This is a genomic window from Bacillus sp. B15-48 (genome assembly GCF_016879755.1).
In the GTDB taxonomy this organism is placed as follows: domain Bacteria; phylum Bacillota; class Bacilli; order Bacillales; family Cytobacillaceae; genus Mesobacillus_B.
Map to the genome: position 1 here is coordinate 41,864 of NZ_WOFU01000012.1, position 14,005 is coordinate 55,868.

Annotated in this window: 11 protein-coding genes and 1 pseudogene; 10 read left to right on the plus strand and 2 right to left on the minus strand. The window is 37.9% G+C overall.

All coding sequences use genetic code 11. The features are described from left to right. The first annotated feature begins 181 nt into the window (after window positions 1-181). Entirely contained in the window at window positions 182-1,522 is a 1,341-nt protein-coding gene (locus GNT69_RS22570) for an MFS transporter (protein ID WP_203557249.1), read from the plus strand. 616 nt (window positions 1,523-2,138) lie between these two features. Beyond that, on the plus strand, window positions 2,139-2,498 hold the full coding sequence (locus tag GNT69_RS22575; protein WP_203557250.1) for a riboflavin kinase: 360 nt from the start codon (window positions 2,139-2,141) through the stop codon (window positions 2,496-2,498). A 262-nt stretch (window positions 2,499-2,760) separates the two neighbouring features. Here the strand turns inward: GNT69_RS22575 and GNT69_RS22580 are convergent. Both GNT69_RS22580 and GNT69_RS22585 read right to left on the minus strand, forming a co-directional pair. Further along, window positions 2,761-4,110, minus strand: a pseudogene (locus GNT69_RS22580) (transposase). 339 nt (window positions 4,111-4,449) lie between these two features. Then, window positions 4,450-5,880, minus strand: coding sequence for a sigma-54 interaction domain-containing protein (locus tag GNT69_RS22585; protein ID WP_203557251.1), 1,431 nt, complete (start codon window positions 5,878-5,880; stop codon window positions 4,450-4,452). 366 nt (window positions 5,881-6,246) lie between these two features. Between GNT69_RS22585 and GNT69_RS22590 the strand changes: the two genes are divergently transcribed. The 8 genes from GNT69_RS22590 (at window position 6,247) to GNT69_RS22625 (ending at window position 13,978) form a co-directional block, all read left to right on the plus strand. Further along, window positions 6,247-6,924, plus strand: a complete 678-nt coding sequence (locus GNT69_RS22590; protein ID WP_203557252.1) for a GntR family transcriptional regulator — start codon at window positions 6,247-6,249, stop codon at window positions 6,922-6,924. Between the two features lie 16 nt (window positions 6,925-6,940). Then, window positions 6,941-8,461, plus strand: a complete 1,521-nt coding sequence (locus tag GNT69_RS22595) for an aldehyde dehydrogenase (protein WP_239094415.1) — start codon at window positions 6,941-6,943, stop codon at window positions 8,459-8,461. A 156-nt stretch (window positions 8,462-8,617) separates the two neighbouring features. Then, window positions 8,618-9,835, plus strand: coding sequence for an LLM class flavin-dependent oxidoreductase (locus tag GNT69_RS22600; RefSeq protein WP_203557253.1), 1,218 nt, complete (start codon window positions 8,618-8,620; stop codon window positions 9,833-9,835). A gap of 91 nt (window positions 9,836-9,926) precedes the next feature. After that, the gene (locus GNT69_RS22605) at window positions 9,927-10,340 is read left to right on the plus strand and encodes an arsenate reductase family protein (RefSeq protein ID WP_203557254.1); all 414 of its coding nucleotides are present in this window, start codon (window positions 9,927-9,929) and stop codon (window positions 10,338-10,340) included. Between the two features lie 53 nt (window positions 10,341-10,393). Next, a complete protein-coding gene (locus tag GNT69_RS22610) occupies window positions 10,394-11,563 on the plus strand; it encodes an LLM class flavin-dependent oxidoreductase (protein WP_203557255.1) in 1,170 nt (389 codons plus the stop codon). A 50-nt stretch (window positions 11,564-11,613) separates the two neighbouring features. Further along, on the plus strand, window positions 11,614-12,027 hold the full coding sequence (locus GNT69_RS22615) for a thioredoxin domain-containing protein (protein WP_203557256.1): 414 nt from the start codon (window positions 11,614-11,616) through the stop codon (window positions 12,025-12,027). Between the two features lie 362 nt (window positions 12,028-12,389). Then, on the plus strand, window positions 12,390-12,599 hold the full coding sequence (locus GNT69_RS22620) for a hypothetical protein (protein ID WP_203557257.1): 210 nt from the start codon (window positions 12,390-12,392) through the stop codon (window positions 12,597-12,599). Between the two features lie 143 nt (window positions 12,600-12,742). Then, window positions 12,743-13,978, plus strand: a complete 1,236-nt coding sequence (locus GNT69_RS22625) for a CaiB/BaiF CoA transferase family protein (protein WP_203557258.1) — start codon at window positions 12,743-12,745, stop codon at window positions 13,976-13,978. The last annotated feature ends 27 nt before the right edge of the window (window positions 13,979-14,005 follow it).

Genomic DNA, 14,005 nt, shown 5'->3' on the forward strand with positions numbered 1-14,005 from the left:
CAGGACTTGCGCATGAACAAACTGTGAATAAGTAATCACGCATCTGAGCGCATTTTTACGCGCATCTCAAAATTTGCAGGAAGCAATGATCTACCGTTTTCATTTGAAAAGGTGCAATTTTTATTTTATGTAGATTTGTAAGCACACTATTGAAACTAATAAATGTTGTGGGAGGAGAAAGATGCGTTCTATTAATATTACCCGTATCGTTGATGAATCAAAATTTAACCGCTTTCATAGTCTTGTTGTAGCTTTATGTGCCTTTATTATTATTTGTGATGGTTTTGATCTCGTCATTTATGGATCTGTCGTATCTGTACTGATGGAAGAGTGGCAATTAACAGCAGTTCAAGCAGGTACCTTAGGGAGCTATGCGCTTATAGGCATGATGTTCGGTGCTTTTATTTTCGCACCACTGGCGGATAAGATTGGGCGTAAAAATGTTATTATCCTATGTGTCTTCCTTTTTAGCTTATTCACTGGTTTAATCGGGTTAGCCAAAACTCCTACTGAATTTGGTATCTATCGTTTTATATCAGGTTTAGGTTTAGGGGGAGTTCTCCCAATTACAGTAGCCTTAATGACCGAATATGCCCCGATACATCTCAAAAACCGTTTAGTTACAATTATGATGTGCGGTTATTCTGTAGGCGGAATTTTAGCGGCAGCGCTTGGGATCTTCCTCATCCCTAAATTTGGTTGGGAGTCTGTTTTCTTTGTTGGTGCTCTTCCGTTACTCGCTTTACCAATTATTATCAAATTTCTTCCGGAGTCTTTAGGGTTTCTTTTAGCTAGAAATAAAAAGAAGGAAATTGGTCAATTGTTATCGAAAATAGATCCATCTTACACACCTGATAACAACGATCATTATGAAGTGGTGATTCCTAAAAAAACGGGGATTGTCGGAGCCAATTTATTTAAAGATGGACGAGCTTTAAGCACTCTCTTGTTTTGGGTATCCTTTTTCATGTGTTTATTAATGATTTATGGATTGAATACATGGTTGCCGAAAATAATGGTTCAAGCAGGCTATGCCCTCGGTTCTAGTTTAATGTTCTTATTAGTGTTAAATGCTGGGGCCATCTTAGGATCGTTGTTTGGAGGATGGGCTGCTGACCGTTGGAATACGAAAAAAGTTTTAATCTCCTACTTTATTGCAGGTGTAATCGCTTTATCTTTACTCGGAACGCATCCAAATATGTTTGTTCTTTATACACTTGTTGCCATTGCAGGCGCAACAACGATTGGAACACAAATTATTCTCTATTCGTACGTTTCCCAATATTATCCAATATCAATGCGTTCTACGGGACTCGGCTGGGCTTCTGGTGTTGGTCGAGTAGGTGGTATTGTAGGTCCAATTATGGGTGGATTTCTAATAAGCGCACAACTGCCATTACATCTTAATTTTATGGCTTTCGCTATTCCAGGAATTATTGCGACTATCGCTGTTGCTATTGTACGAGAAAAAGATCCTTTGTCTGTTCCAATGACAGAAACTTCACTAAAGAAAGTCCAATGAATCTAGTAACGGGGTTCTGGTGCGAAAAGTACTCACTAGAAACATCGATTCCCATTTCCTTTAACTTGCTTCCATATTAAGTTAAGAAAAAGGTGACAGGCACCATCCGGAAATGGATGGTACCTGTCACTTTTTTTCAGTTCACGAACTTTCATATTAGTATGAGAAACAGCAGAACCGTCCCGGTGTTTCAATCTAAGTCGAAATAATAGAACAAATAGCCGATAAAGAAGCCTATGAAGTGATGGAAATTAAGCAAAAGGAAACGGTGTTGGCTTAGAGTTTTTTGCTGCAAAGGTGTCGGTTCCCGGGTGAAGTTGCAGCAGTAATTTTGTAAGGTTTAAGGGTCACCCGGTACAGAAAAGCTTTACTTATGCTGATCCCTTTGTCCCTAATCTAAAATCAGAGGACTTCCAAAAACCCGGTCATGTTTTTCCTTAAGTTGGGAAGGAGAAAGGTCTTTTACAACGAATTGATGTGGTTGAAGCGGCAATAGATTTAGCCAAACTTTGTACAGAGAATCCGATTTCTTATCAGTGAAATCTTAAATGATACAGGTGAAGTTGCTAAAATTTCAGAAGTCTATTGTATAGCAAAAGCCCATGGTTTCGATGTGGTGAAACTAAGTGATATTCTTAAAATAACAAACAATGGAACCATTCAGTCTTTTTCCGGAACAGTTATTAAAGGACAACAGATTGGTCGGGAGATAGGTTTCCCAACTGCTAATTTAGACATTTCTGACCAGGATGTTCAACTTAATCGAGGGGTTTATGGGGTTAAAGTTCTTCATGATAATTTTGAATATTATGGGATTATGAACGTAGGGACGAACCCAACATTTAACTCAGATAATTCTGCGTACCACTATGAAGTTCATATTTTTGATTTTAACAAAAATATCTATGGGGATATAGTGAAAATTGACGCTTGTTTCTATATGAGAATGGAAATTTCTTTTGAAAATATTAATTAATTGAATCAATTTCATAAATGCCTTTTTTAAAAAAAACACAAACCAACAGAATTATTAGTTACCCAAATTTTTAAATTTACATCTGCTGAATTAGATGTTGATTTCCGTTGCAGGCGGCGCTTTCCGCGGGCGGACCGTGAGCCTCCTCGTCGCTTTGCTCCTGCGGGGTCTCACCTGGTCACGCTTCTCCCACAGGAGTCGCCGCCTTCCACTCCAATCAACAGGTTCTTTATTTAGAGTTGCTAATACCACAGTTACTAATTTAGGCAACTTGTTTTTTATTTAATAAGGTATCGATGCGATTAGCAGCTAACCTTGATGCATTATAAACTAACGTTACTAAATCAAAGTGAACTTTTGCGCGTTTCCCTGTACGATAAGGAACATTGTTTAGTTGAAAGTACAATTTGAGATATGCATTCACTCTTTCTACAGCTGTGCGGCTTTTAAAGATTGTTTTCCAAGCCCTCGAACCTCTTGCAGGTGCAGTATATCTCCTTAGATCTGTAGTGATTTTTACTTTATAAATCTTTTGACATATCCCTTCGTTAGCTAAAGGGCAGTCTTTGCATTCCTTTGGCCTTGTGTATTTGAGTGTTTCGTATTTTGGATCGAAACTATCATAGCGATACGAATGCTCTCGGAAACAAGTGGGAGCGAAATGTTTATCGAACCCTTCGGGCTCAGGTTCATTACGTTTGTTATAGGCAATAACGGACTGTTGGCCCATACGGTGAATTTGTTCATAAATCGGTTCGTAATCATAGCCTGCATCCATCGTTCCATATTTTATAGTAAGGGGGAGTTTTTCAATCCCTTTCAATAATGGAATGGCTGCTTTACCATCATTTAGGTTGCCTGAACTCATGATGGATTGAAGGATATACTGACTTTTTGTACCAACCGCAAGATGAGCTTTAAAACCATACCAGAATTCATTTTTTCCTTCGCTGTTTTTCTTAACACCCCATTCTGGATTTTGGGGAATTTCGGTACGAAGTTGTTCCAAAGAAACGTCCAACTGCTCTTCAATTTTCTTTTCAAAAAGAGGGAGATTGGCTTCAAGTTCTGCTTGTTCAACTAGCCATTGTTCTCTTTCCTCTTTTGTTTTACGCCCACGTTTTTTTGGCTCAGTTTTTGGTTTTTCCTCTTTAGGGGGAGCTTGATCTTTGGCTTCAAAGTGTGTGGCATCAATGGATACAGTATCATCCGTAATAAAACCTTCTGTAATAGCTTGATGTAGAATCGTTTCATTAGCTTCTTCAAGAGCAGTTGATTCACTAATGATCGTAATCATCCTTGAATAGGCTGATTACGAGGGAATACTATCAGAAACCAAAAAACCGCAATCTAAACGGAAAATCATATCATTTTTTAATCGCTTAACAAGGTCCTTGATAAATGGAATCCGTTCCGTTAATCGAGCAACAAGCGAGTAAATCATAGCCGTATAGTTCAGTTTGACTGGTCTACCAAAACGAGACTTCTTCGTTACCACAGCGAAGATTGGCTCAATGTCAATGGCTGAAAAAATAGCTTCAAACCGATGGGTAGGTTCTAAATCGTATAATTCTTGTAGGTCAAACAGGCTTCCTTGTCGTATAATAGGCATAGGGAGTCTTCCTCCAGTCTTATTAGTTTGTGTGGTGCTTACTAAATTCGACATTTTGGGGAGGTACTCCTTTTTTTAGTGCTTAAAAGCCTTGAGCCCGTTGGGCCCATAATTATGAAATTGATTCAATTAGTAATACAAATTCATAAAGATAAAAAAAACTGCCTTAGATCGATTTAATTTAACAAAATTAGAACTTATAAATCAGGGGAGTTAGAAAAAAAGCGTAAGATGTCAAAAATAAAAAATGCACAACTTTAATAAATGGAAAGAGTTGCGAATTTTTTATTTAGCATTCTTTCTTTTCTGATAAAAGAATTCTATAAGAAATGACTTTTATTATAAATTCATGTTGTATTTTTTTAAGCGTTCATAAAAAGAACGACGGGAAATCCCTAGCATTTTAATCGCTTTGGACTTATTGTTGTTGGAACGCATTAATGCCTCCTCAATTAATTGCACTTCTAATTTATTGATATTCTCTTGGAAGTCCAGAGATTCCAGGGGTTGTTTGTCTTCAGGCTCCACTATTTGAACATTTTGTCGTAAATTTTCCGGTCTTAATTCTATGTAATGCTTGCTTAATTTTTCGGGAAGGTCCTTCATACCTATTTTATTAGTATCTGCAATCACAAAGGCATATTCCATTATATTAATTAATTCTCTAATATTTCCAGGGAATCGGTAATGAACGAGGAAATGGATAACTTCTTCACTGACTTGTAACTCTTTATGATATTTCTGATTGAATATAAAAGTAAAATGGTGGATTAGTAGTTTAATATCCTCTTTTCTTTCACGTAATGGCGGGATATTCAATGTATACCCATTCATGCGATAGTATAAATCTTCACGAAATGTTTCTTCTTGGATCATCATTTCTAAATCGCGATTCGTTGCAGCAATGACTCTAACATTAAGTGGAATTACCTCAGTACCTCCAACTCGAACAAGTTCCTTTTGCTGCAAGACTCTTAATAATTTCGCCTGTAAGTGAAAACTCATATCCCCAATTTCATCGAGAAAAATAGTTCCGTAATTAGCAAGCTCAAACTTACCTTTTTTTCCAGAACGATTTGCTCCAGTAAATGCACCTTCCTCATAGCCAAAAAGTTCACTTTCTAGCAATGATTCAGGAATAGCGGCGCAATTGATTGCTATAAAGGGCTTTGATTTACGATGTGACCATTGATGAATACTTTTCGCCATCACTTCTTTCCCAACACCGCTTTCACCTCTAATTAATATCGAAAGATCGGATGAAGAGAGTTTTTTTACTATAACAAGTTCTTTCGTAAGGATACTTTCTTTAGAAATTATTAGATTTTCTGATGCAAAAGGAGAGATTTTTGTTTGGTCGATATGACTTAAGATAGAGTGATCATGATTTATTGGGGAATATTGGGCTAAAATATTTTTCAATTTAATAAATTCTTCTTTGCCTTTAAACCTTGCAATCGCTCCAACTAGCTTTCCGTTCTCTGTTAACGGTCTAGCATCGATGAAGAATTCTTTATCTTGAACGAACTCAATTTTGGAGACATGTTGGGTTTTTGAATACAATACTTCACAAATAATAGAGTTTGGTATTAAGTCTGTTACATGCTTTCCAATCCATTCATTACGGGCAATTCCTAATTCTTTTTCAGCTATATCATTAATAAAGACAAACTTTCCGCTCTTATCAAAAATATGGACAGCCTCTAGTGTGGAATTGAATATCCTATCAAGACTAACTCTATCAGCTAACAAGGGTATAAGAGTAGGCAATAAATTTTCACTCCTTAAAAGATCTAGTAAACAAAACATACATAATTGTCTAATAATTGTAAATATTCATAATAGTGTCTACTTTTTATACACTATTATGTTTAAAAAGTAGACAAATAAAGAGGATGGTCTTTGCTTTTGTATTTTAAATTCTGTCGACAGAATTTAAAATACCGAGTTGGATGGGGATAGAAAATAGGTTAAAACCCAATATCTAACACAGTTACACTCCATTTTTTGAAAAAATCTACAGAAAAAAGGAAACTAAACAATGAAGTTGGCACAGTATTTGCATATTAAATAAGCGAGTAGTCGACAGATTACAATATGCAAACTATTCAAAGTAGAAAGGGGGGATGGAATCCGATGTATCAAGTAAAACGGGTAGACCCACTTTATGAGCAGATCTATCAGCGATTAGAACAAGATATCATTGAAGGAAATATTGGACCTGGAGAAAGATTAATTGATACGAAAATAGCAGCCGATTTAGGTGTCAGTAGAAGTCCTGTTAGGGAAGCTTTTCGAAAACTTGAGCGCGATGGTCTGCTCATAAATAAAGAAGGGATTGTAACCGTTTTTACTCCTTCACTTCAAGATGCTGTAGAACTTTATCAAGTCCGGATTGGGCTAGAATCCGTTGCTACTTACTGGGCCACTCATCGTATTACTAAAGAGGAACTTAAGCAACTAACTGACTATTTACGTCTAACAAAACATGCTGTCGAAGAAAAAAATATCGCTGAGATTATCGACTTGAATACAAAATTTCATGAATCGATTATCTCGTTTAGTGGAAACCAGCGTTTAAAAAATATGATGAATAACATTCGTACCCTAATTCGAATTTGCAGAAATACTACGATCAAGCAATATAACCGTAGTGAAAGTTTTTTAGATGAACATAATGGTATTTTACAAGCAATGTGTATGAATGAACCAGAACTGGCGGCGAAGCGAATGGAACAGCATATTCATAATGACATGCTATATTTTAAAGAATCTTATCTTCTGGACCAAAAATATAAAACAATCAATAAATAGAGGAGGAATTTAGTTCATGAGTACAACAACAAATAAAGTGTATGAGCTACCTTATACCGGAGTAAGGCAATACAAAATGTTTATTAATAACCAATGGGTTGAAAGCGCTTCCGGTGAAACATTAGATTCAGTAAACCCATTTACTGGGAAAGTATGGGCGCAGGCTCCTGCAGGGGATAAAGAAGATATTGATCGCGCAGTTCAAGCAGCTAAGGTGGCATTTGAAGGAGAATGGTCTACATATACAGGATCACAACGTGCAGCTTTGCTTCGCAAACTGGGCGACCTTATTGCAGAAAATGCTGAAAATCTAGCAATAAGTGAAGTAGTTGATAACGGAAAACTAATCCGTGAAATGCTTGGACAAACAAAATCACTTCCAAATTGGTGCTATTATTTTGCAGGAATGGCTGACAAAATCCATGGTGAAAGCATTCCTGTAGATGTTCCAAATATGATTAATTATACTGTTCGCGAGCCTCTTGGGGTCATTGGTGCAATTGTACCGTGGAACTCACCGTTGTTATTAACGCTTTGGAAATTATGTCCGGCTTTAGCTGCGGGAAACACAGTCGTTGTTAAGCCATCTGAAGTTACTCCAGCTTCATTATTAGAGTTGGCAAAGTTAATTCAAGAAGCTGGCTTCCCGCCTGGAGTCGTCAACTTTGTTACTGGATTTGGACAGACAGCTGGAGATGCCTTAGCGAAGCATCCTGATGTGCGGAAAATTGCCTTCACTGGTTCAACAACAACTGGAAAAACAATTATGAAAAACTCTGCAGATCATTTTGCACGCGTGACGTTAGAGCTTGGCGGAAAATCTCCTAATATTATTTATGATGATGCAGATCTTTCAAATGCCGTCAATGGAGTATTAGCAGGTGTATTTGCAGCTAGCGGGCAAACATGTATGGCTGGGTCACGGGTTCTTGTTCATGATGCAATCTATGATGAGTTTGCTGAAAGACTCGCCGAAAGAACAAGTCAAATCAAATTAGGAAATCCGCTGGATATGGAATCAGAAATGGGTACGGTTGCTTTTGAGGGACAATATCAAAAAGTTCTTCGTTATATCCAAATTGCCCAAGATGAAGGGGCAAAACTCCTACACGGCGGAAAGCATCCAACAGCAGCTGAATTAAAAGATGGATTTTTCGTCGAACCAACGATTTTTGGAGATGTGACCAATGATATGCGCATTGCCCAAGAGGAAGTATTTGGTCCAGTCGTCGTATTAATCCGCTTTAAGGACGAAGAAGACGCTCTTAGAATCGCCAACGATACTGAATTTGGTTTAGCTGCTGCAGTGTGGACGAAAGATGTTCAACGAGCTCATCGCATGGCTTCTAAAATTAATGCGGGTACAGTCTGGATTAATAACTATCGAAAGGTATCCTATTCTTCTCCATTTGGTGGCTATAAGGCTAGCGGAATCGGCCGTGAAAATGGTTATGAGGTCATGAGAGAATATACACAAGTGAAGAGTGTTTGGGTTGATACCGGAAATGTCATCACGGATCCATTTAAAATCCTATAATATAAACTATTTTTATTTATTGTTCTTAATAGGTGGATTGTAACATTGCGGGATTGCTAGTGGCACCGTATTAGGTTTGCTAGTTTTCCCGTAGAAATAATGCGAAAGAATTGATCCGAGAATAGTAGATTCTTTTGATAAATGAGGAGGAAGAGCATGAGTCGATTTGATGTTTTTAGAGAAGCTGGAAATCCAATGTTTAATGATAACAAACTTAAATTAGGGATCTTTGGTCCGAATGTAAACAATTCTTGTGCAATGACACTCGCAGAAACGTCGTTTAAGCCAAATTTTGAAACCAATAAAAAAATCGCAAAAATGATGGAAGCAGCAGGATATGAGTGTATTGTTCCGGTAGCGAGATGGCGTGGTTTTGGTGGCCCTAGTAACTTCAATGGTCAATGTATGGAAACCTATACATGGGCAGCTTCAATGGCGGCCGTAACTGAAAAAATTTATCTTTTCTGTACCTCCCACTTACCGACGATTCATCCAATTGTGGCTTCAAAAATGATTTCAACGATTGACACGATCTCAAAAGGAAGAATTGGTCTGAATACGGTAAATGGCTGGTTTCCAAGGGAAATGGATATGTTTGGCGGTAAAAGGCTCGAGCATGACAAAGGCTATGAGTTTGCACAAGAATGGCTTGATGTCGTTATGAAAATGTGGTCTGAGCAGTTCTTCGATCATAAAGGTGAGTTCTTTGAGATCAAGGATGGCTGGCAGGAGCCAAAACCAAGTCAAAGTCCACGTCCCGTTCTAATCAATGCAGGATCTTCAAAAGCTGGAATGCATTTTGCAGCCAAAAATGTTGATTTCCATTTCTCATTCATTGAATCAAATGAACAGGCAAATGAATGGACACAAACCATGAAAAAGCTGGCTTGGGAGGAGTATAAGCGGGAAATTAATACGTTTACAACTAGCTTTGTTGTTTGTCGTCCAACTGAACAAGAAGCATGGGATTATTATAACTACTATGTTAGGGAAAAAGGTGATGACGAAGTAACGGATATTATTTGTGAACTATTTAATATCGATACAGCTTCTCAATCAGCTGATTTTAATAAAAAATTCAGAGAAAATTTCATTGCCGGTTGGGGAGGATATGCCCTTGTCGGAACACCAGAACAAGTTGCTGAAAAACTGATCAATATTTCAAAAGCAGGTGTATCTGGAACACTTCTTTCCTTTGTTGATTACCTACAAGAGATGCCTTATTTTAATGAAGCAGTCTTACCATTACTTGAACAGGCGGGAGTAAGAAATCCAGTTGCACAATATGAAAGCGCTAACAATAGGGAGATTCAATCACAGACAATCAGTTTGGCATCTAAGGAAGCTGCTGTAGCTGTTGAAACGATTCGCTAATTCGTATGAAGCTGGTTAATAATGAGCAGCCATCAGACTAGTTATATTTTTAATGGCTGTGAATGAATTCAAAATTATTGGAGGTATTGATATGGATAAATGGGTTTTATATGGAAAAACGGGAAATCCCGCTTCCGATATTGCGAAAGCGTGGCTAAAAAATAACGGAATTCCTTCCACTAATTATAGTATATTTCAAATTACAAAAGAAGAAATTGTTCAATTGGCTGATCTATTGCCTGATGGGGCGAAGGACCTAGTCTATCCAACGACCTTTTCTTTTTCGTTGATTAATCCGCAGAAAAAGACGGAACTAGAATATATCGAGAAAATTCATAATGGAGAGTTTGCAGAAGAGGAAATTAGAAATCTACTTACGACTTATCCAGCACTTATCATTTCCCCAATCATCACAAATGGTCAAACTGTTTTAATCGGATATGACATCGAGAAATTGGTCTCTACATTCCGCTTTGTCAAAGTTAAAGATATTACAACAGCTTAAAAGTGCTAGTTTGAAGTTCTTTATAAAAAAATAATTCGATGGGGTTGATGAAAATGAGTCGATTTGATGTGTTTAGAGAAGCTGGTAACCCAATGTTCAATGAAAATCAGCTGAAATTAGGGATTTTTGGTCCCAACGTGAGCAACTCTTGTTCAATGACATTAGCGGATACGTCATTTACGCCAGATTTCGATACGAATGTAAAGATCGCCAAAATGATGGAAGATGCTGGCTATGAGTGCATTGTGCCGGTTGCCCGCTGGCGTGGCTTTGGCGGTGCCAGTAATTTCAACGGGAACTGTATGGAAACCTATACTTGGGCAGCGGCAATGGCTGCAGTGACAGAGAAGATCTATCTTTTTTGTACTTCCCATGTTCCAACAATGCATCCAATTGTTGCTTCCAAAATGCTTTCAACAATTGATGAAATCTCAAAAGGGCGCATCGGTTTAAACACGGTAACAGGCTGGTTCCCGAAAGAAATGGATATGTTCTCCGGAAAGAAAATGGAACACGATAAAGGCTATGAATATGCGACAGAATGGATGGAGGTCGTATTACGCTTATGGTCCGAGCAATTCTTCGATCATCAAGGCGAATTCTTCCAAGTAAAGGATGGCTGGCAAGAGCCTAAACCATCGCAAAGCCCACGACCTGTTTTAATTAGTGCGGGAACATCGAAAAAAGGGCGTGAATTCTCAGCACGATTCACAGATTTCAACTTTGGTTATATTGAATCGATGGAACATGGCAAAGAGTGGACTCAATATATGAAAAAATTGGCTTGGGATCAATACAAAAGAGAAATTAATACATTCACCACAGGCTTCGTTGTCTGTCGTCCAACTGAAAAAGAAGCAAAAGAATTCTACAATTATTACGTCCGTGAACAGGGCGATTGGGAAGTTGCGAACATTATTTGTGACATGTTCGGAATTGAATCATCGTCTAACTCTATTGACTTTTTAACAAAAGCAAGAGAGAACTTTATTGGTGGTTGGGGCGGCTGGCCATTAGTTGGAACTCCAGAACAAGTAGCTGAAGAGATGATCAAGCTTTCTAAGACGGGGATTTCTGGAACTCTTGTTTCTTTCTTGGATTATATGGAAGAAATGCCATACTTCAATGACAATGTTTTGCCATTATTAGAGCAAGCTGGAGTACGCAAACCAGTTCAAAAAGAATCTGTTTCTGAAGAACAAACAGATGCAGTAAGTGTTTAAAAGAAGGCAAAAGATCAAAAAGAGCATTTATCGAAATGGAGGGAATAAGAATGGATCAATGGATTTTATATGGAAAGTCTGGTAATCCATCGTCTGATATCGCAAAAGCATGGTTAAAGAATAATGGGATTCCGTTTGAAAGTCTGAGTGTTTATGACTTAACTAGAGAAGAAATTGTTAGATTAGCGAATTTAATGCCTGGGGGAGCAAAGAATTTAGTTTATCCAGATGTCTTTTCATTTTCTATGATTAATCCGCAAAGACATACCGAAAGACCGTATATCGAAAAAATCCATAGTGGGGAATTGTCGGAAGAAGAGATTTGTGATCTAGTCGCGGAAATGCCTTCGCTTGTCATTACACCGGTAATTACGAACCAGCAATCGATTTTGATAGGCTATGATTTAGATACTCTTGTGAGCACGTTTAGAAATGTAAAGGTAAAAGACGTGACCTCTGCTTAAAAAGTGAAAATCTAGTTTTTATTGAGATAAGGTTAGAACTCAAGCGGAGCAGTTCGGAGAAGATTTAGTCCAATTAACGAACATGACAGTGAGCAAGGTTTTAAGCCCAACGCTTTGGTAATGCGTTCATTTTAGGAAGAGTACCTCGCGAAATAGAACCACAATGAAGAAAGCCAAGGGACGGGTTGTTGTCATTGACTACCCGTTCCCTATATTTCGTGCGATTGCTCTTACAATTTTCAAATGTGACAGAGAAAATTTCAAGCTTTAAAAAGCTGTTGAAATAAATATAGGTTAGTATCCATTTGTTTTACACTCTAGTAATGGTGGAAAGGTATAACTTCACATATGGGGGATAAAGTGTGAAAAAACAAAGTGATTATGTCCATTTACCAGATCTGCAATTTATTCGATTTTGCATGAACCAATTTGGTATTAATCGTGGCATTTATAATACGATTGATTCTTGGTTTTATGAGCATGGAATGACCAATATTATCGAGCGAAGAAAAAAATCCATCATTTTCTTGGCAATTGTCTTCACGAATTTTGTAAACAAAACGGGAAATTAAAATTTGGTCATGGAAACTTAACGAAGCATTTAACCGAATACACCAATCAATCAATAAAGCCATATGGACCGCCAACAAAAAGTGTTGCAAAGACTAGTCATAGCGTGGTGATTGACTAAATAGGAGGATTTGGAGGGATTCAAATGAAAGAGAAAGCACTAGCAGGTTTAAGAGTTCTTGAATTGGGACAATTGATAGCAGGTCCGTCAGCTGGCCGCCTGTTTGCTGAATTTGGCGCAGAAGTGATTAAGGTAGAAAGTCCAATTGAGGGGGACCCGATTCGGAAGTGGCGAATCGTTGAAGATGGCACTAGTTTATGGTGGTATGTACAGGCTCGTAATAAGAAATCGATTACCCTCGATTTAAGACAAGAAGAAGGCCAAGAAATTATCAAAAAATTAGTTAAGGAAATCGACATCATCATCGAAAACTTCCGCCCAGGTACTTTGGAAAAATGGGGGATTGGTTATGAACAATTGAAAGAAATTAATCCTGGATTGATCATGGTTCGTGTCAGTGGGTATGGACAGGATGGACCATATAAGGATAAACCTGGTTTTGGTTCAATTGGCGAAGCAATGGGAGGCTTACGATATTTAACTGGCTATCCTGATCGCCCACCAACCAGAGTTGGAATCAGCATAGGTGACTCAATCTCGTCGCTGTACGCAGTAATTGGTGCATTTATGGCAATCTATCATCGAGACGTAAAAGGTACTGGTCAGGGCCAGGTTGTGGATGTCGCTTTATACGAGTCTGTCTTCAGCTTCATGGAAAGCATGCTTCCAGAGTTTGATCGAACTGGATTTATCCGCGAACGGTCAGGTAGCACTTTACCTGGAATTACTCCATCAAATACGTATTTATGTAAAGATGGCAAGTATGTCGTGATCGGAGCAAATGGGGATGGGATTTTTAAACGATTAATGAAAATTATTGGACAACCAGAATTTGCGGATGATTCTCGATTTGCAAATAATGCAAAACGATCAGAACATGCGGAACTATTAGATACAACCATTGAAAACTGGACAAATAGTTTAAACCTTGATGAAGTATTAGAAAAACTAGATGCTGCAAAAGTTCCTGCTGGATCCATTTATTCTATTAAAGATATTGTAGAAGATCCTCATTATCAAGCGCGAGAGATGATCAGAGAAGTCCCGATTGAAGGGCTTGGAAAACTAAAGGTCCCGGGCATTGTTCCGAAAATGAGTGAAACCCCTGGAGATATTGAGTGGAACGGACCAAAACTTGGGGAACACAACGGGGAAGTTCTACAAGAATTATTGAAATTTAGCGAAGAAGAGATCCAGTCTTTGGTAGATAAAGGAATAATTGGTCAGACAGATAAGAAAGAATTCAAACTAAACAAATAGAAAGATAAGCGAATTCTTTCCATAAAA